Below are 18,494 nucleotides of genomic sequence, written 5' to 3'. Positions count from 1 at the left end.
AAGGTCCTGTTCGCAGACCGCCGAAAGGCGGCCGAATGCCCGTTTCCTGCGAGCACGAAACCTGGGGAAGATTGTCGCGCCCGTATACCGCCGGGTACAGTCGCCGCACTGCTCTGCCCCTGCTGCCGAGGCGAAAGAGAAGTTGGTGAACGACCGTCACCCGTCGGGGAGCTCAATGCCCCCGTCCTCGGCACCCGGCGCCGACTACGCGCACTACGCGACGTACGACGAACAGAGTGCCCAGCACAACGGCTACGGCCACGACACCTATTCCACCGGCAGTTTCGACACCGGCACCTTCGACACCGGAACGTTCGCGGTCGACCCCCTCTTCGGCGACATGCCGGGCAACGGGCACGACACCGGCCAGTGGGCGACCACAACGGGCCCGCAGCAGACGGCCACTTACGACGCGTACGCGGAGCAGTACTACGCCGCCACCTACGACGGCAGCTACGACACCGCCTCGATGTGGTCGACCGGCGGATACCAGCAGGTCGCCGACATCCCCGCACAGCACAGCCCGGACTCCACGGGCCAGTGGGACACCGCCGCCTGGCACCAGGACCCGCAGGACGGCCCGCAGACCGGCCAGTGGGACACGCAGACCTTCGACACCGGTGCGTTCGACGCGACGGCGTGGAACTCGGCCGACGACACCCCCGAGTCGCACCAGGCGCACGACGCACCCGACTTGCTCGGCGCCCCCGTCCCGCACGACGCGGCCCAGGCGTACGAGACCGACGGCGACGCCGCGTACGAGTCCCCGGACACCGAGTCGGCCGACTCCACCGGTTCCGCGCCCCGTTCCTCCCGCGGGAGGAACGGCGGGCCCGCGGCGGGCGGCCGCTCGAGGACCCGTCGCCGTACCCCCGCCAAGCGTTCCGCGCTCTTCACCGTCGCGGTGCCCTCGGCCTGCGTGATGGGGGTCGCCGGAGTGGCGGCCGCGTCCGTGGGGAACTTCGGCGGGGACGACGCGAAGGACTCGACGACGACGGCATCGGCTCCGGACGCCACGTCCGTGCAGCCCTCCGCCGCCAACAACAAGCTGGACACGCAGCTGGCGAACCTCTCCGCGGACGCGGGCGACTTCGCGGACCGCGCCAGCCGCACGCAGGAGCGCATCGACCTCAAGGCCGAGAAGGTGGCCGCCCAGAAGAAGGCGGCGGCGGAGGCCGCGCGCAAGGAGCGACTGCGTCCCAAGTTCGCCCTGCCCGTGAAACAGCACGGCCTCAGCGCGCAGTTCGGCCAGGCGGGCGTCAACTGGATGTCCGCGCACTCCGGCATCGACTTCCCGGTGTCGTACGGCACCGAGGTCCTCGCCGCGACCGACGGCACCGTCTCGACCAAGTGGAACAGCGCCTACGGCAACATGGCGATCGTCACCGCGAAGGACGGCACGGAGACGTGGTACTGCCACCTCTCCACGCACAAGATCTCCAGCGGCCCCGTGAAGGCGGGCGAGACCATCGCCTTCTCCGGGAACTCCGGCAACTCCACAGGACCGCACCTGCACTTCGAGGTGCGCCCCGCCGGCGGCTCGGCGATCGACCCGCTGCCGTGGCTCCGCAGCCACGGCCTCGACCCGACGTAACGTAACTCCGGCCGCCGACCAGGGCGTTAGAGCTTCTCCACCGGCGCGTACCGCAGCAGGAGGCGCTTCGGCTTGGGCTCTCCGAAGTCCACCGTCGCCTCGGCGTTCGCGCCCGTCCCCTTCACGCCGACCACGGTCCCGAGACCGAACTGGTCGTGCGTGACGCGGTCGCCGACGGCCAGCGACACGACCGGCTTCTCCGACGCGCGGCGCGTGGCGAAGCCCTGTGCGCCGCCGGAACGCGAGCGCGACGAGGACAGCGACGAGGCGATGCCCGCGGCGGGCCCCGACGAGGCCGACGCGCCGACCGAACCGGTCCGCTTCCAGTCCAGGTGCGTGTCCGGGATCTCCTCGAGGAAGCGCGACGGCGGGTTGTACGACGGCGTGCCCCAGGCGCTGCGCATGGACGAACGCGTCAAATAGAGCCGTTCACGCGCGCGGGTGATGCCCACGTATGCGAGGCGACGCTCCTCCTCCAGCTCCTTGACCTGGCCGAGGGAGCGCATGTGCGGGAAGACGCCGTCCTCCATGCCGGTCAGGAACACGACGGGAAATTCGAGGCCCTTGGCGGTGTGCAGGGTCATCAGCGTGATGACCCCGGAGCCGTCGTCCTCCTCGTCGGGGATCTGGTCGGAGTCGGCGACCAGGGCGACGCGCTCCAGGAAGTCCGAGAGCGTGCCGGGGGCCGCGGTGCCTTCACCGGCGTCGCCACCCTCGCCCTCGCCTGCGTCCGCCCCGCCCTGCGCGTTGTCCGCGGCCTGGTCGGTGTCAGTGGCCTGGTTGTTGTCCTGCTCGAACTCCAGCGCCACGGCGGCGAGCTCCTGGAGGTTCTCGATGCGGGTCTCGTCCTGCGGGTCGGTCGAGGCCTGCAGCTCGGCCAGGTAGCCGGTCCGTTCGAGCACGGCCTCCAGGACGACGGCCGGGCCCGCGCCCGACTCGACGACGGTCCGCAGCTCCTCCATCAGCGTGTTGAAGCGCTTGACGGCGTTGGTGGAGCGGGCCGCCATTCCGTACGCCTCGTCGACGCGGCGGAGCGCCTGCGGGAAGGAGATCTTCTCGCGCTGCGCGAGCGCGTCGATCATGGCTTCGGCGCGGTCGCCGATGCCCCGCTTCGGTACGTTCAGGATGCGGCGCAGCGGCACCGCGTCCTCGGGATTGGCGAGAACGCGCAGGTAGGCCAGCACATCGCGGACCTCCTTGCGCTCGTAGAAGCGGACGCCGCCGACCACCTTGTAGGGCAGGCCGACGCGGATGAAGATCTCTTCGAAGACACGGGACTGGGCGTTCGTCCGGTAGAAGATCGCCACGTCGCCGGCCTTCGCGTCGCCCGCGTCGGTGAGGCGGTCGATCTCGTCGGCGACGAACTGTGCCTCGTCGTGCTCGGTGTCGGCGACGTATCCGGTGATGCGCGCGCCCTCGCCCTGGTTGGTCCACAGGTTCTTGGGGCGGCGGCTCTCGTTCCGCTCGATGACCGCGTTGGCGGCGGTCAGGATCGTCTGGGTGGAGCGGTAGTTCTGCTCCAGGAGGATCGTCGTCGCGTCCGTGTAGTCCTCCTCGAACTGGAGGATGTTGCGGATCGTGGCGCCGCGGAAGGCGTAGATGGACTGGTCGGCGTCGCCCACCACGCACAGCTCGGCGGGGTCGTCCCCCTCGCCTCCGGAGGGTCCGACCAGCTCGCGCACCAGGGCGTACTGCGCGTGGTTCGTGTCCTGGTACTCGTCGACCATGACGTGCCGGAAACGGCGCCTGTAGTGCTCGGCGACGTCCGGGAAGGCGCGCAGGAGGTGGACGGTCGTCATGATCAGGTCGTCGAAGTCCAGCGCGTTCGCCTCGCGGAGGCGCGACTGGTACATGGCGTAGGCCTGGGCGAGGGTCTTCTCGAAGCCGTCGGCGGCCTGACCTGCGAAGTCCTCTTCGTCGATCAGCTCGTTCTTCAGGTTCGAGATCTTGGCGCTGAACGACTTCGGCGGGAACTTCTTCGGGTCGAGGTCCAGGTCGCGGCAGACCAGGGCCATGAGGCGCTTGGAGTCGGCGGCGTCGTAGATCGAGAAGGAGGACGTGAAGCCCAGCTTCTTGTACTCACGGCGGAGGATGCGGACGCAGGCGCTGTGGAAGGTCGACACCCACATCGCGTTCGCCCGGGGGCCCACGAGCTGCTCGACGCGCTCCTTCATCTCGCCCGCGGCCTTGTTCGTGAAGGTGATCGCGAGGATCTGGCCGGGGTGCACGCCGCGCTCGGCGAGCAGGTACGCGATGCGGTGGGTCAGCACGCGGGTCTTGCCGGACCCGGCGCCGGCGACGATGAGCAGCGGGGAGCCCGCGTGCACGACGGCCGCGCGCTGGTTCTCGTTCAGCCCGTCGAGGAGCGTCGCCGGGTCGATGACCGGGCGCGGGGCACCGTCGCGGTAGTGCGAGTCCCGGGTCATGGGCGCGTCGAACTTCCCGTCGAACAGGTCGTCCGGAATGGGCTCCGGAGCGCTGTCCTCGGGCGGCGGCGGGGGCGCTTCGTCCGCGGCCCGGGAGGGCTGCAGGTCCGCCAGGAAGCTGTCATCAAAGAGGCTGCTCATCGCCTCCCGAGTCTAGGCGGCCCCACTGACAACCCGCTGCGGGTTCCGGACACACCGGTCGACGTCACACGGACACACCGGCCGCGTCACACCTTGCCTGCGGGCGATCACACTCCGCCATGGCCGCTCGCACGCCGCGCACGCCCGCGCAAAGTAACGAAAATGTATCGGGCATATCGAACATCAACCTTCACAGGCACCACACGCGTTGGCTAGCGTGCCCGGCGGGCCACTCGTCCCCCCACCGGCGAACCCCGCCGGGAACGGGCGGCCTCCGCCGAGTCCGACGTGTTCGGAGCCGGGGACCCACCGAAAACTTGGGGTGAATCGGTCCCGTACGAAGTACGGGACCGTAGGGCAGCCTTCCGAACCATCCGCCCGAACCCGACAGCTAACCCGGTAGGCGGTCTACGGAAGGAGTCGCCTCCTTGGCGTCGCACCGCAAGCCGCGGAACCGCGCGGCCGGCATTCGTACGGCCCCCGCCATCGGCATCACGACGGCAGCCCTCACCTCCGTCGCCCTCCTGTCGCAGAGCGCGCAGGCAGCGCCCACGGCACCCTCGGCACCGGCCAAGCCCAGTCTCGAAGAGCCCAGCCTCGAAGAGGTGCAGAAGAAGGTCGACGAGCTCTACCGGCAGGCGGGTGTCGCCACCCAGAAGTACAACTCGGCCAAGGAGCGCACGGAGAAGCAGCGCAAGAAGGTCGACCGGCTCCTCGACGACGTGGCGAAGCGCACGGACAAGCTGAACGACGCACGCCAGGAGCTGGGCTCGTTCGCCGCGGCGCAGTACCGCACCGGCGCCGTCTCCGAGACGGCCACGATGATGCTCGCCGACGACCCGCAGGGCTACTTCGACCAGAACCACCTGGCGGACCGGCTGACCACGCGGCAGAAGAAGGCCGTCGACGCCTACCTGACGGAGCAGGCGTCGGCGACGAAGCAGCGCACGAGGGCCGCGAAGAGCCTGGAGACGCTGACCGACTCGCGGGACGAGCTCAGGACGAGCAAGAAGGCCGTCCAGAAGAAGCTGGGGGACGCGCGCGAGCTCCTTTCGAAGCTGACCGCCGAGGAGAAGGCGCGGCTCGCGGCGATCGAGCGGAAGAAGAAGCAGGAGGCCAAGCGCAAGGCCGAGAAGCTGGCGCGCGAGCAGGCCGCGGAGGCGGAGCGCAAGCGCAAGGCGGAGGAGGCGGCCCAGCGGGAGAAGGAGCGCGAGGGCGGCCAGGACTCCGGCTCGGGCTCGGGCTCCGACACCGGCTCAGGTTCCGGTTCGGGTTCCGGTTCTGGCTCAGGAAGCTCCGACGGCAGCTACGCCACCAAGGCCGCGAAGGTCATCGACTTCGCGGAGGCCCAGATCGGCAAGCCGTACGTCTGGGGCGCCACCGGCCCCGACTCGTACGACTGCTCCGGGCTCACGCAGGACGCCTGGAAGGCCGCGGGGATCTCGCTGCCGCGCACCACGTGGGACCAGGTGAAAGTCGGCACGACGGTGAAGACCGCCGACGCGAAACCGGGTGACCTGGTGTTCTTCTACGACGACATCAGTCACGTCGGGATCTACATCGGCGACGGCAAGATGATCCACGCCCCGAAGCCGGGCGCGAACGTCCGCGTCGAGTCGATCTACTACATGCCGATCCACAGCGTGGTCCGCCCGGCCTGACGAGGCGGCACCCCTCTACGCGCGCGTGGCCCGCATCCTTCCCGGATGCGGGCCACGCGCGCGTAGAGGCCGGAAAACGCAGGTCCGACTCGGGCCCGCCTGACGTCCGACTCAGCTCCAGCTCAGGTCCACAGCACCGCGATGAAGATGTTCGCCGTGGTCAGCAGGCCGACCGCACCGAACATGCCCTTGTCGACCTTCTCCTCGTCGCGCTTCACGTAGACCAGCGCGAGGATCACGATCAGCACGGCCAGCTTGATGCCGATCTTGACGTTGTTGACCGTGTGGTCGTCCGCCTGGTTGAGGCCCACCAGGGCCACACCGGTGACGAGCATGGTCAGCGCGCCGTGCAGCATCGCGGGGCTGAAGCGTGCGGTGCCCTGGCCCATCTGCTTCATCTGGGTCAGGAAGCCGCCCAGGAGCGAGGCGATGCCGATGATGTGCAGGCCGACGAAGAGATGGATGAGTACGTCCATGAGGCCGGAGCCTAGCCGGGCCCTCCGCCTCACCCCTCGGGCGCCCCCGTACCACCACCCCGTCTTCGGGTGCGCAGAAAACGAGCCATCAGTCACACCCGCGAGCGAAACAACCGCCACCCCATGCTCCGCATGGTCACGCCTGGACCCCGTTCCGCCCACTTCCGCCAATTGCGCACAATCCCTCACCAACCCGTGACGGCCAGGTTTAGCGTCCTCCACCAGGTGACCGGCTCCCCACCGCCGTCCGACCCGGGACGGCCGTCGGTCACCACCGCCGAGAAACCCGGCGGCGGCCTGCTCCCCCTGTGCGGGCCGCCGCCGGACACGTAAGGAGCCCCTCTTCGTGCCAGCGCACCGCAAGCCCCGACAGCGCTCGCTCAGCGGCAGCACGGTCCGCACCGCCGCCACCCTCGCCCTCGCGGGAGCCGCGTCGGCCACCGCCTTCGACGGCACGGGACACGCGGATCCCCGGCTCAGCCCCGCCGAGGTGAAGTCCAAGGTCGACTCGCTCTACCGCGAGGCGGAGACCGCCACCGAGAAGTACAACGGCGCCAAGGAGAAGGCGGAAAAGGCCGAAAAGACACTCGGCGACCTGCGCGACGAAGCCGCCCGCAAGACGGAGAAGCTCAACACCGCCCGCAACAGCCTCGGTTCCTACGCCGCCGCCCAGTACCGCGCGGGCGGCATCGACCCCTCCATACAGCTCGCGCTCTCCTCCGACCCCGACCAGTTCCTCGACCGCGCGTCACGTGCCGACCGGGCGGGCAGCCGTCAGGTCGTGGCCGTCGGCGAGGTCAGGGACCAGGTGCGGGAGCTCGACCGGCTGCGCGACCGGGCCGACGACCGGCTCGACGCCCTCCGCGCGCGCCAGGCGGAACTGCGCAAGCACAAGAAGACGATCACCGGAAAGCTCAGCGAGGCGAAGCGCCTCCTGTCCCGTCTCACCGCCGAACAGCGCGCCGACCTCGCTGACCCCTCGGGCGAGCGCGCCACCCGCTCCACCGCCCGTGACGCGGCCCTGGGAGCCGCGAAGGCGCCCGACGCCCGCGCCGCGGCCGCCGTCTCCTACGCATACAAGGCCCTCGGCAGCCCCTACGTCTGGGGCGCCACCGGCCCCGACGCCTTCGACTGCTCGGGGCTCACCCAGGCCGCCTACCGTTCGGCGGGCGTCGCCCTGCCCCGCACCACCTACGCCCAGATCGCCGCAGGACAACGCGTCCCCCGCTCCGAACTGCGCCCCGGCGACCTGGTGTTCTTCTACTCCGGCATCAGCCACGTCGGCCTCTACGTCGGCGACGGCCAGATGATCCACGCCCCGAACCCGAGCGCCCCCGTCCGGCTCGCCCCCATCGACCAGATGCCGTTCGCCGGAGCCACACGCGTGTCCTGACCTGCCGGCCCCGCCAGTATTGTCACGCGCATGCCTAGCCGTACGCTGCCTCCGCCCCCGCCACCCGTGTACCTGCGCACCTGGCCGGACCGGCAGACGCTGCTCACCGACCGCGGCATGGCCCTCCAGGAACTGCACAGGCGGCACCTCGGGGTGAGCCGGCTCCTGCTGCTGTGGCTGTGCGGACTCGGCGGCGTCACCGGCTGGGCCCTGCTGGTCCAGCCGATCCGGTACATCGACGACAAGGATCCCAGCGCCTTCTTCCTGGGCCCGGTCCTCGTGGTCCTCGGCCTCGCGGCGCTGGCCCCCGCGGTCGTCGGCGTCGTCCTCGGCATCCGCCGCGACCGGCGCCTACGGCAACTCACCGATGCCTGGCTGGCCCTGGACAGCCACCCCCCGTCCGACGCCCGGCTGCGCTCCCCCGGCCTCAGCCTCCTCTGGCTCCTGTCGTCCCTCGCCGTGTGCACGCTCGGGCTCTGGACCTCCTTCTCCGCGGCCGCGTACGCCGAACCGGGCGACGAGACCTACGCCGACGTCATCCTCGGCATGGGCACGGGCCTGCTCGTCTGGCTGACCGGCCTCCTCGGCGCCGCGAAGGCGGTCGGCCACTACCGCTGGGCCCTGCGCAACCTCGGCCCCGCACGACCGGCCGCCGCCCCCGTACACCGCTAGCCCCCCGCACCAGCGCTCGCTCAGACCAGCCTTCGCGCCGTCGCCCACCGCGTCAGCTCGTGGCGGTTGGACAGCTGCAGCTTCCTCAGCACCGCCGACACATGCGACTCCACCGTCTTCACGGAGATGAAGAGCTGCTTGGCGATCTCCTTGTACGCATACCCCCGCGCGATCAGCCGCAGGACCTCGCGCTCGCGCTGGGTGAGGCGGTCCAGGTCCTCGTCGACCGGGGGCGCGTCGGTCGAGGCGAAGGCGTCCAGGACGAATCCGGCGAGGCGCGGCGAGAACACCGCGTCGCCTTCCTGCACACGGAAGATGGAGTCCACCAGGTCGGTGCCGGTGATGGTCTTGGTGACATAGCCGCGGGCGCCGCCGCGGATGACTCCGATGACGTCCTCCGCGGCATCGGACACCGACAGCGCGAGGAACCGAACCGGATTCTCCGCGTCGGACATCAACGGCGCGCACCGGCGCAGGACTTCCACGCCTCCGCCGCCCGGCAGGTGCACGTCCAGGAGGACGACCTCGGGGCGCGTGGTCGTGATGACCGTGACCGCCTGGTCGACGTCGGCCGCCTCGCCGACGACCTCGACGCCGGTGACGTCGGTGCGGCCGATCTCCGCCTGCACTCCTGTACGGAACATCCGGTGGTCGTCGACGAGGACGACTCGCACACGACGCCCGTCCGCACCGCCACCCTCATCCGTCCCGGTCGGCTCCGTGGGCCCGCTCGCCCCGGTCGCGTCGCTCATGTCGTCGCCGTCCTCTCCATCTCCAGCTCGACTTCCGTGCCGCCGCCCGGCACCGCGCGCAGCCGCGCCGTGCCGCCGTTGCGCTGCATACGGCCGATGATCGATTCTCGTACGCCCATGCGGTCGTCCGGCACGGAGTCCAGATCGAACCCGGGACCGCGGTCCCGTACGGACACGAACACCGTCTCCCCCTCGACTTCGGCGAAGACCTGCACCGCGCCGCCTTCGCCACCGTACTTGGCGGCGTTCACCATCGCTTCCCTCGCGGCCTGCATCTGTGCGGTCAGCCGCTCGTCGAGCGGGCAGTCGCCCACGACGACGACCTCGATGGGAACGCCGTGCTTGTCCTCGACCTCGGCGGCGCTGCGGCGCACCGCTTCGGCGAGGGTGTCGGGTTCCTCGTCCTCGTCCTTGCCGGTGCCCTCGGGTTTGTAGAGCCAGGCACGCAGGTCGCGCTCCTGGGCGCGGGCGAGACGGCGCACCTCACTCGCGCTCTCCGCGTTGCGCTGGATCAGGGTCAGGGTGTGCAGCACGGAGTCGTGCACATGGGCGGCGACCTCGGCTCTCTCCTGGGCGCGGATGCGCATGAGCCGCTCCTCGGAGAGGTCCTGCATCATGCGGACGAGGTAGGGGCCGGCGAGCAGTGCGACACCGACGAGCACGGCGAGCGAGGCCTGCAGCACGGCGCCCAGGTGCGCGGCGGAGCCCTGCAGCACGAAGATGCCGGACACCCCCGCGCCGACCAGCAGCACTCCGGCGGCCGAGCGGGCGATCGTCAGGGTGCGCCTGCGACGGCCGACGGCCATCCAGCGGGCCCTGCGGGCGTTGTCGGCCTGCCGCCAGACGAGGGCGACGCCCGCGGCGACGAGCAGGGTCGGGACGACGTACGCCTTCGTCGAGCCGTCCAGGTCCACGTTGCCGACGAAGACCATGGCGACGACGACCATCGCGAGGAGCGCGACGAGTTGGCCCTTGTCGGGCTTGCGGGCGACGAGTCTTCGGCGGCCGTCCGGCGCCGTCTCTGCCGTGACGGCCGCGGGGGGCCGCTGGGCGTCCACTCCGCCCACTCCGAGCGGGACGAAGAACCAGAACGCCGCGTAGAGCAGACCGCCGAGGCCGTCCGCCGTGAACAGGCCGACGAAGATCAGCCGGACCCAGATCACGGGCAGCCCGAGGTGTCCGGCCAGACCGCGTGCGACACCGCCGAGCCAGCGCCCGTCACCGCTGCGATAGAGCTTGCGCAGCGGTCGGACGTCGTCGATGGGCGGTGCAGCGGCTTCCGGCATGTTCTCGATATTCACACGCGGGCGCGGGTGGGAGCATCAGGGTCGACCCCCGAGACTTCCCTGATCCGTTCCCCTGCCCCGTCCCTGTCAGGGGTGCGGCCCGCAGGGTCTCAGGGGCGATATCAGGGTTCGTCCAGGGTCGTCCCGACTGCCGCGGCGGCCCCGCGGCGGTCACCATGGACACATGACAGATCAGCAGCCCGCCGAGACGGAGACCGAGGCCGCCATCCGCGGCGCCTCGCGCGCCGCGCACGGCGTCCCGGGCGGTCCCGTGGACGCTTCTGAGCCGGGCCTGCCCGCGGAGGAGCGCAAGTTCCGCCGCGACCGTCGGCAGAAGAAGATCGGCGGCGTGTGCGCCGGTCTCGGCCGGCACTGCGACATGGACCCGGTGATCTTCCGCATCGGCCTGGCCGTGCTCGCGATCACGAGCGGGTTGGGTCTGGTGTTCTACGGCTTCGCGTGGCTCTTCGTGCCGTACGAGGACGCGGAGGAGAACGAGGCGCGCAGGCTCCTCTCCGGCCGGGTCGACGGCCAGGCGCTGACCGCCGTGCTCTTCGCGCTCGTCGGCTGTGGCGTCTTCCTGACGCTGCTGAACAACGGCGGGGCGCTGACCTTCGCCGCGGTTCTCGCCCTGCTCCTCGCGGGCGCCGGGTATTGGTCGCAGCAGCGCGACACCCTCGACCCCGATCCGGTGGCGGCGCAGGCCGCGGCGGACGCACCGCCGGAGGCGAAGGCGCCGCCCGTCGCCGGGGGCCCCTCGTGGTGGCGCGACCCGATCATCAAGGACGGGACGTACGACGGGATCTCGGGCTATTTCTGGGGTCCGGACGGTCTCAAGGCCGAGGGCCTCAACGTCGAGTACCGGGTGGCGGGCCACCGGGCGGGCGTGTTCCGCGAGGCGAAAGTGCCGCCGCCCGCCCCCGCACCGCGCGGGCCACGCTGGATCGGCGGCTGGGTGTTCCTGACCGCCCTCCTCGCGGGCGGTCTCGGGACCGGGCTGACCTGGGAGGACCATCCGCTCGGGACGACCTTGCAGGTGGGCCTCGCGTGCGCGCTCGGAGTGTTCGGCCTCGGCATCGCGGTGAGCGCCTTCCTCGGGCGCACCGGGGCCGGGTCGATCGTGCTGGCGGTGCTCACCGCCGGACTCCTCGCCGCCTCGGCGGCCCTGCCGAAGAACATCACGACGCACTACGTGCACACGGACTGGATACCGACCGCGGTGGCGGACGTCCGGCCTCAGTACGAGGTGGGGCTCGGCACCGGCACGCTCGATCTGAGCAAGCTCGACGTCGGCAAGGGCAAGACGTTGCGGACGAGTGCCGAGATCGGCGCGGGCAGCATCGACGTGATCCTGCCGAAGGACGCCACCGTGCGGCTCGATGTGGAAGTGGGCGTCGGCGACATCACGTTGCCGGGCGACAAGGACAAGGACCTGGACGTCGCTCCGGGCCGGGAGAAGACGGTGACGCTGCGGCCGCCCTCGGGCGGCGACGGCGGCGGCACGATCGATCTGCGCCTCGAAGTCGGCGTCGGACAAGCGAAGGTGACCCGTGCTACGTCATGAATTCCACCCCGGCAAGCTGGTCGCGGGGCTCTGCCTGCTGACGGTCGCGGTCGTGTACGCGGGGGACGCGGGCGGCGCCTGGGACGCGCCGTGGTTCGTCGCGCTGCCGCTCATGATGGCCGGCCTGTTCCTGGCGGGCGTGGCGGCGGCGATCCATGGGATACGTCCGAGAGGGGCGGCGCGTTCCGGCGGTGGTGTCGGGGGCGTCAGGGAGCCGCGGGACCAGGGCCTGTCCTAGCGGGTCCGTCCGGGCCCCGGGGCGTTCGGCGGCGGGCGGCGCGCAGGGCGTCGACGGAGAGGACCGCGGCTCCGGCGAGGACCAGCGGCAGCCAGGCCATCAGGTAGGCCAGGTCGTTGCCGTAGTAGTAGGGCTCCTCCTGCCAGCTCACGGTCAGCCAGAGGCTGAGCGAGATGAGGGCGCCACCGACTGCGGCGACCCGGGCGAACAGCCCGATCAGGGTGCCGATGCCGACGGCGAGCTCTCCGAGGGCGATGGCGTAGCCGAAGCCGACGGGGCTTTTAAGGGAAAGGTCGACGAGAGCGGGGACCGCGGAGATGTCGCGGACTCCCTCCATCTGGGCGCCGATCGAGCCCGCGCCGCTCGCCTGCATGAAGGTGCTGTCGGTGAGCTTGTCCAGGCCCGCGTAGATGAAGGTGACGCCGAGGAAGATCCGCAGGGGGAGCAGGGCGTAGCGCGTGGCGGACTCCCGCCAGACGTCACGCCTGGTGCGGCCCGCGTGACCGGCGTGGCCCGTGTGACCGGTGTGGCTGTTCGTACGCATGCCGTGCGCCATGGCACTCCGCCGCCTCTCGCGTGGTCCCGTCTCGCGTGGTCCCGTCATTTGACGATACGTACGAAGAGGGGCCGCTGCTCAGTGGTGTGCAGGGGGATTGCGTCGGCGGTCCGGGCGAGGGGCCCGGGGCAGAGCGTGGGAGGAGAGGGGGGGGGACGTTGTGGGTCAGTCCGTCACGTCGATCGTGACGCGGTTCGTCTCGACGCCCGCGGCCGTGACGACCTGGACCTCGACGCGGCCGGGTTCCACGTCGACGGGGACGGGGACGGTGAGGACCGCGTCGGTCGGATTGGTGAAGCCGCCCGGTACGGGGACGAGCGGCACGTGGACGTGGACGGTGCCGATGCGGACGACCGTGCGGGCGAGCCGGTCCGCGTCCCCGGCGCCGGGCGGGACGAAGCCCGCGCCACGGATCTCGATGTCGTCGCCCGTGCGGATGGGGGCGTCGAGGTCGCCGGCCTCCCGCGCGCGGACGACGGAGAGGATCACGGGGCGGCCGCCTTCGGCGTACTTCCCCGCCAGGTACGTGGCGGCGGAGACCAGCACGAGCAGGGCGAGGCCCCACGGCAGGTCGGGCAGCTGCTCGGGGCGGCGGGCCAGGCGGACGGCGGCGAAGATCACGGCGACGGCGCTGATCAGGACGTACTGCGCGTCGGCGAAGCTGCCGCGACCGGCGTCGTCCGTGAGCGGGTCGGAGGCCCGCGGCCGGTCCGCGCGGACCTTCTGCAGGCGCTGGCCCAGCACGCGCAGGCCGACGACCCTGCGCACCAGGACGGCGACCGCGCACACCACGGCGAGGACCGTCACCGTTCCCGCGGCGCGGGCGAGTTGCAACCCCTCGATCAGTTCGTCGCGTTCCGCGTGGCTCGAGGCCGCCGCGAGTTCGCCGACGAGGACGAGTACGGCGAAGACGACGAGGAGCACCCAGGCGGCCGCCACGGCGCGCGAGGTGGAGAGCCGGTTGTCCTCGCCGATCACCGGCGCGAGGACACCGCCGCGCGCCCGGTGCGCGTATGCGGCGCCGGTCAGCAGGCCGCCCATGACGAAGGCGGCGAGGAGGCCGGCCGTGCGCGCGTCCGACCAGCCCGCGCCGATCGCGGTGAGCGCCTGGACGACGAGGAGTACACCGAAGGAGCCCCAGACGATGCCGAGCGTGCGGGTCCACAGGCGTCGCAGCCAGGCCTCGCCCTCGGCCCTGCCGCGCTCGGCGACGGTGCGCGCGGACTGGGTCAGCTCGTCCGACACCCACTGCCGCGAGGCGCCCGCCGAGTGCGCGACGGCCGCCGGCAGCCCCTCCCCCGCCGCGAACCCGTCGCGCTGGGCCAGGAACGCGGCCACGGCGCGCCGATGCCCTTCACGCGCCCCGTGCGGGCAGCCGCCGCACGTGCAACCGCCCCCGTGCACGCCCTGCCCCGCCTCCTGCACCGCCACCGCGTACGCCGCCTTCCCCACCCTCGAAGCCTCTGAGGCTTCCCGCGAACTTCCCTGCAGAGGAAGGGAATTGTGCCGTACTGCAAGGCGAACGAATGCCCGGGGTGAGGTCAGCGGGGGTGAAAGGGGCGGCTCGGTGTTGACGTCGAGGTCAGGCCAGGAGATCGGGTTCGCTGCGGCTGATGTCCTGCCACAGGGACTGGTAGTTGATCCACGCGACCAGGTCGCTGCCGAGCTGTTCGCGGGTCTGCACCGCCTGCTTGTGGCCGATCAGCACGGGCCGCCCGGCCGCCCGTGCGCTCAGCTGGACCTGGCAGGAGCGTTCCATGGAGATGAACCACCAGGCCGCGGCGTCGACGGAGTCCCCGACCGTGAGCAGGCCGTGGTTGCGCAGGACGACCGCCTTGTGGTCGCCGAGCGCGGTGGCGATCCGCCGGCCCTCCTCGGCGTCGACGACGACGCCGGTGTAGCCGTCGTACAGCGCGTGGTGCTCGTAGAAGGCGCAGGCCTCCTGGGTGATCGGGTCCAGGAGTTCGCCGAGTGTGGACAGCGCGCGGCCGTGCAGGGAGTGGCAGTGTGCGACGGCGACCACGTCGGGGCGTGCCAGATGGGCCTGGGCGTGCACGGTGAACGCGGCCTGGTTGACGTGGTGGCGCCCCTCGACGACCTGCCCGTCCGCGTTGGCGAGGACGAGGTCCCCCACGGTGATGTGCTTGAAGGGCATTCCGAAGGGGTTCACCCAGAAGCAGTCGGTGTACTCCGGGTCGCGTGCGGTGATGTGGCCGGAGACCCCGTCCTCGTACCCGAGCCTGCCGAAGATCCGCAGTGCGCCCGCGAGCCGCTCCTTGCGGTGCCGTCGTTCGTCCGCCACGGAGGTGTGGACGGGCGGCATCGCGAACTGCAACCGCTCGACGGGTATCGGTGTGGGCGCCTGCATGTGTCCTCCATCCGTGGCTGTACGGGGCGGAAGTTACCGGCGGGAAGCACAGGAAAACAGGGGTGTGACGCGATCAAGGGGACACGATCAAAGGTGCGAGGTGCGGTGTGTTCGGCAGGACGGTGAACGGGGCGGTGAAAGGCGACAGGAGGTGTCGGGTATCGGCGGCAGACTCGACGTATGACGTGCAATTGGGAAGCATTCGCCGACGCGGAGCCGGATCTCGCCGCGACCGTCGAGCAGCGGTTCGGCGCGTTCACGCACCATGTCCTCGCGACGCTCCGCAAGGACGGTTCGCCGCGTACGACGGGGCTCGAAGTCCGCTTCCTCCACGGGGAGCTGTGGCTCGGCATGATGCCGAACTCGCTCAAGGCGCTCGACCTGCGCCGCGATCCGCGCTTCGCCCTGCAGGCGAACCCGGGGGCGGGCACGGAGATGGCGGGCGGCGACGTCCGTATCGCGGGACGGGCGGTGGAGGTGCGGGACGCGGCGACCGTCGCGCGGTACGCGGACACGGTGCGTCCGCCGGACCCGGACGCCTTCCACCTCTTCCGCACGGAACTGACGGAGGTCGTGCGGACCTCCATCGAGGACGGGAAGTACCTGGCGGTGCAGCTGTGGAGGCCGGGCGCCGGGGTGCGCGTCACGCGCCGGACGTGAGAACGCCGGTGCCGCCCCTCCGTCACGTGGACGGAAGGGCGGCACCGGCGCTCAGCAGACTCAGCAAGCCTGGGGAAGGTCGACCGCGGGGGTCACTCCCACTCGATGGTGCCCGGCGGCTTCGAGGTGACGTCGAGCACGACGCGGTTCACGTCGGCGACCTCGTTGGTGATGCGCGTCGAGATCTTCGCGAGGACGTCGTACGGCATGCGGGTCCAGTCGGCCGTCATGGCGTCCTCGGACGAGACGGGGCGCAGGACGATCGGGTGGCCGTACGTACGGCCGTCGCCCTGGACGCCGACGCTGCGGACGTCCGCGAGCAGCACGACCGGGCACTGCCAGATCTCGCGGTCGAGGCCGGCCGCCGTCAGCTCCTCGCGGGCGATGGCGTCGGCCTCGCGCAGCAGGTCGAGGCGGTCCTTGGTGACCTCGCCGACGATGCGGATGCCGAGGCCGGGGCCGGGGAACGGCTGGCGCTGGACGATCTCGTCCGGCAGGCCGAGCTCGGCGCCGACCATCCGGACCTCGTCCTTGAACAGCTTGCGGAGCGGCTCGATGAGCTGGAACTCGAGGTCCTCGGGGAGCCCGCCCACGTTGTGGTGCGACTTGATGTTCGCGGTGCCGGTGCCGCCACCGGACTCGACCACGTCGGGGTAGAGGGTGCCCTGGACCAGGAACTCCACGGGCTGGTCGCCGGGGGCCTCGGCGACGATCTCCGCCTGGGCCTGCTCGAAGACGCGGATGAACTCGCGCCCGATGATCTTCCGCTTCTCCTCGGGGTCGGAAACCCCGGCGAGCGCGGCGAGGAAGCGCTCCTGCGCGTCGACGACCTTCAGCTGCACGCCGGTCGCGGCGACGAAGTCCTTCTCGACCTGCTCGGTCTCACCCTTGCGCATCAGGCCGTGGTCGACGTAGACGCAGGTCAGCTGCGAGCCGATGGCCTTCTGCACGAGGGCGGCGGCGACCGCGGAGTCCACTCCGCCGGAGAGGCCGCAGATGGCGCGCTTGGTGCCGACCTGCTCGCGGATCGCGGCGACCTGCTCGTCGATGACGTTGCCGGTCGTCCAGTCCGGCTTGAGGCCGGCGCCGCGGTAGAGGAAGTGCTCGAGGACCTGCTGGCCGTGCGTGGAGTGCATCACCTCGGGGTGGTACTGCACGCCGTACAGCTTCTTCTCGTCGTCCTCGAAGGCCGCGACCGGCACGACGTCCGTGGACGCGGTGACCGTGAAGCCCTCGGGGGCGGCGCTGCACGCGTCGCCGTGCGACATCCACACGGACTGCTCGGTCGGGGTGCCCTCGAAGAGCGTGGAGCCGGCCTTGGAGACGGCCAGCGGGGTGCGGCCGTACTCACGGGCGCCGGTGTTGTCGACCGTGCCGCCGAGGGTCGTCGCCATCAGCTGGAAGCCGTAGCACATGCCGAAGACGGGGACGCCGGCCTCGAAGAGCTGGCGGTCGAGCCTCGGGGCGTTCTCCGCGTACACCGACGAGGGGCCGCCGGACAGGATGATCGCCGCGGGCTTCTTCGCGAGCATCTCGGAGACGGGCATCGTGCTCGGCACGATCTCGCTGTAGACGCGGGCCTCACGGACGCGACGGGCGATGAGCTGGGCGTACTGCGCTCCGAAGTCGACGACCAGAACGGTGTCGGGAGCGGCGGCAGCGGGGGGCGCTGATGGCACGGCGGCGGCCTTCCGGCGTTGAGCTTGAGCGGTGCGTGAGCAGAGGCTCGTGCGTGAGCAGGGGGTCTGTGTTTGTCAATTCTAACGGGCCCGGCGCGACCCCTTCGTCGTATCCGACGGCGCCCCCGCGCAACGGCGGGCGTCTCAGCATCCGAGCCGCGGGGAGTCCCGATTGACCCGCCACCTGCGCGTGGGGGCATACTGGCTCCGTGACCAAGCACCTCAGCTTCCTCTTTACCTATGGCAACCGGCCTGCCGGCTGCCATGGTCGAGCTGCTTGATCCCACCGACAAGCGACTTACCGGGCGCCCCGGGCCGACAAGGCCCGGGGCGCTCTGTCGTACGCGGGTCCTGCCGCTCCGGGGCACCTCTTCCGACAAGGAGACCCCCATGACGATGACGACCGCCACTGCGGACAAGACCGGCGCCCGCACCCCCGAGGCCGCCGGTGTGATCGAGAACGCGCGTGAGCGGATCGACGCGCTCGACGACCGGATCATCGGTCTCGTACAGGAACGCATGGCCGTTTCGGCCGTCATCCAGGAGGCCCGCATCACCTCCGGCGGGCGCCGCGTGAACCTCTCCCGCGAGATGGAGATCCTCGGCCACTACAGGGACGCGCTCGGCAAGCCCGGCACGGCGCTCGCGATGACGCTCCTGGAGCTGTGCCGCGGCCGTGTCTGACTGCGGATCTGAGTTCGGATCCGCTCTCACCCGTACGGCGCGTGACCGGTCCCGGCGGCGCTTCGTTGGTCCCGGTGTCCGTGTCAGCCAGGTGCGGGCCCGCAAGAACCACGCGTGGCTCCGCTGGAGCGATGAGGCGCAGGGATCGCTCCCTGCGCCGTGGGACCTCGCTCCAGTGACGTGACCGGACGGCAGGGGACAGCAGCCCGGTCACCCAAGAGAACGGTCGGCTTCGGGGACGCCCGGAGCCGGCCGGCCTCCGTCCCGGCACCCGGGCCGAATCCCCGGCCCTTCCCCCTTCAGATGTGGTCCAAACGGTTGCGCAGCGAACAACCCATCCAGCA

16 protein-coding genes and 1 riboswitch are annotated in these 18,494 nt (G+C 71.0%); of the genes, 8 read left to right on the top strand and 8 right to left on the bottom strand.

Features of this window, described 5'->3' with window-relative positions; all coding sequences use genetic code 11:
* Positions 1-175: 175 nt before the first annotated feature.
* Positions 176-1,594, top strand: coding sequence for a M23 family metallopeptidase (locus DEJ49_RS22455; protein WP_317850463.1), 1,419 nt, complete (start codon positions 176-178; stop codon positions 1,592-1,594).
* Positions 1,595-1,620: 26 nt separating this feature from the next.
* On the opposite strand, the gene pcrA is transcribed toward DEJ49_RS22455, so the two are convergent.
* Positions 1,621-4,161, bottom strand: a complete 2,541-nt coding sequence (pcrA, locus tag DEJ49_RS22450) for a DNA helicase PcrA (RefSeq protein WP_150185798.1) — start codon at positions 4,159-4,161, stop codon at positions 1,621-1,623.
* 265 nt (positions 4,162-4,426) lie between these two features.
* Positions 4,427-4,583, top strand: a riboswitch (cyclic di-AMP (ydaO/yuaA leader).
* 6 nt (positions 4,584-4,589) lie between these two features.
* Here pcrA and DEJ49_RS22445 point away from each other — a divergent pair.
* Positions 4,590-5,822: a C40 family peptidase gene (locus DEJ49_RS22445; protein WP_150185797.1), complete on the top strand. Its 1,233-nt coding sequence runs from the start codon at positions 4,590-4,592 to the stop codon at positions 5,820-5,822.
* A gap of 122 nt (positions 5,823-5,944) precedes the next feature.
* Here DEJ49_RS22445 and DEJ49_RS22440 read toward each other — a convergent pair whose 3' ends face one another.
* Positions 5,945-6,298, bottom strand: a complete 354-nt coding sequence (locus tag DEJ49_RS22440; RefSeq protein ID WP_150185796.1) for a hypothetical protein — start codon at positions 6,296-6,298, stop codon at positions 5,945-5,947.
* 346 nt (positions 6,299-6,644) lie between these two features.
* On the opposite strand from DEJ49_RS22440, the gene DEJ49_RS22435 reads away from it, so the two are divergent.
* Entirely contained in the window at positions 6,645-7,691 is a 1,047-nt protein-coding gene (locus tag DEJ49_RS22435) for an NlpC/P60 family protein (protein ID WP_150185795.1), read from the top strand.
* A 30-nt stretch (positions 7,692-7,721) separates the two neighbouring features.
* A complete protein-coding gene (locus tag DEJ49_RS22430) occupies positions 7,722-8,363 on the top strand; it encodes a hypothetical protein (protein ID WP_150185794.1) in 642 nt (213 codons plus the stop codon).
* Between the two features lie 20 nt (positions 8,364-8,383).
* On the opposite strand, the gene DEJ49_RS22425 is transcribed toward DEJ49_RS22430, so the two are convergent.
* Both DEJ49_RS22425 and DEJ49_RS22420 read right to left on the bottom strand, forming a co-directional pair.
* Entirely contained in the window at positions 8,384-9,115 is a 732-nt protein-coding gene (locus DEJ49_RS22425) for a LuxR C-terminal-related transcriptional regulator (protein WP_150185793.1), read from the bottom strand.
* The gene (locus DEJ49_RS22420; protein ID WP_150185792.1) at positions 9,112-10,401 is read right to left on the bottom strand and encodes an ATP-binding protein; all 1,290 of its coding nucleotides are present in this window, start codon (positions 10,399-10,401) and stop codon (positions 9,112-9,114) included. The genes DEJ49_RS22425 and DEJ49_RS22420 overlap by 4 nt, the downstream gene beginning before the upstream one ends.
* Before the next feature lie 184 nt (positions 10,402-10,585).
* Between DEJ49_RS22420 and DEJ49_RS22415 the strand changes: the two genes are divergently transcribed.
* Together DEJ49_RS22415 and DEJ49_RS22410 are read left to right on the top strand one after the other, a co-directional pair.
* The gene (locus DEJ49_RS22415; RefSeq protein ID WP_150185791.1) at positions 10,586-11,965 is read left to right on the top strand and encodes a PspC domain-containing protein; all 1,380 of its coding nucleotides are present in this window, start codon (positions 10,586-10,588) and stop codon (positions 11,963-11,965) included.
* On the top strand, positions 11,952-12,203 hold the full coding sequence (locus DEJ49_RS22410) for a hypothetical protein (RefSeq protein WP_150185790.1): 252 nt from the start codon (positions 11,952-11,954) through the stop codon (positions 12,201-12,203). Before DEJ49_RS22415 ends, DEJ49_RS22410 begins: the two co-directional genes overlap by 14 nt.
* Here the strand turns inward: DEJ49_RS22410 and DEJ49_RS22405 are convergent.
* The 3 genes from DEJ49_RS22405 to DEJ49_RS22395 all read right to left on the bottom strand — a co-directional run bounded on the left by DEJ49_RS22405 (position 12,172) and on the right by DEJ49_RS22395 (position 15,127).
* Entirely contained in the window at positions 12,172-12,759 is a 588-nt protein-coding gene (locus DEJ49_RS22405) for a DoxX family protein (RefSeq protein WP_150185789.1), read from the bottom strand. The two genes, DEJ49_RS22410 and DEJ49_RS22405, sit on opposite strands and share 32 nt — an antisense overlap.
* A 165-nt stretch (positions 12,760-12,924) precedes the next feature.
* Complete coding sequence (locus DEJ49_RS22400; RefSeq protein WP_150188390.1) at positions 12,925-14,190, bottom strand: hypothetical protein; 1,266 nt, start codon at positions 14,188-14,190, stop codon at positions 12,925-12,927.
* 151 nt (positions 14,191-14,341) lie between these two features.
* On the bottom strand, positions 14,342-15,127 hold the full coding sequence (locus DEJ49_RS22395) for a class II aldolase/adducin family protein (RefSeq protein ID WP_150185788.1): 786 nt from the start codon (positions 15,125-15,127) through the stop codon (positions 14,342-14,344).
* Positions 15,128-15,307: 180 nt separating this feature from the next.
* Between DEJ49_RS22395 and DEJ49_RS22390 the strand changes: the two genes are divergently transcribed.
* Positions 15,308-15,787 carry a pyridoxamine 5'-phosphate oxidase family protein gene (locus DEJ49_RS22390; RefSeq protein WP_150185787.1) on the top strand — a complete coding sequence of 160 codons (480 nt, stop codon included), beginning with the start codon at positions 15,308-15,310 and terminating at the stop codon, positions 15,785-15,787.
* A gap of 92 nt (positions 15,788-15,879) precedes the next feature.
* Here the strand turns inward: DEJ49_RS22390 and guaA are convergent, their stop codons facing one another.
* The gene (gene guaA / locus DEJ49_RS22385) at positions 15,880-17,466 is read right to left on the bottom strand and encodes a glutamine-hydrolyzing GMP synthase (RefSeq protein WP_150185786.1); all 1,587 of its coding nucleotides are present in this window, start codon (positions 17,464-17,466) and stop codon (positions 15,880-15,882) included.
* A 390-nt stretch (positions 17,467-17,856) separates the two neighbouring features.
* Between guaA and DEJ49_RS22380 the strand changes: the two genes are divergently transcribed.
* Positions 17,857-18,150, top strand: a complete 294-nt coding sequence (locus tag DEJ49_RS22380) for a chorismate mutase (RefSeq protein WP_411757184.1) — start codon at positions 17,857-17,859, stop codon at positions 18,148-18,150.
* The last annotated feature ends 344 nt before the right edge of the window (positions 18,151-18,494 follow it).

It is taken from the genome of Streptomyces venezuelae, from assembly GCF_008642335.1.
Lineage (GTDB): Bacteria > Actinomycetota > Actinomycetes > Streptomycetales > Streptomycetaceae > Streptomyces > Streptomyces venezuelae_F.
The sequence above is the reverse complement of the archived record's forward strand: the minus strand, read 5'-3'. Positions and strand labels throughout refer to the sequence as shown.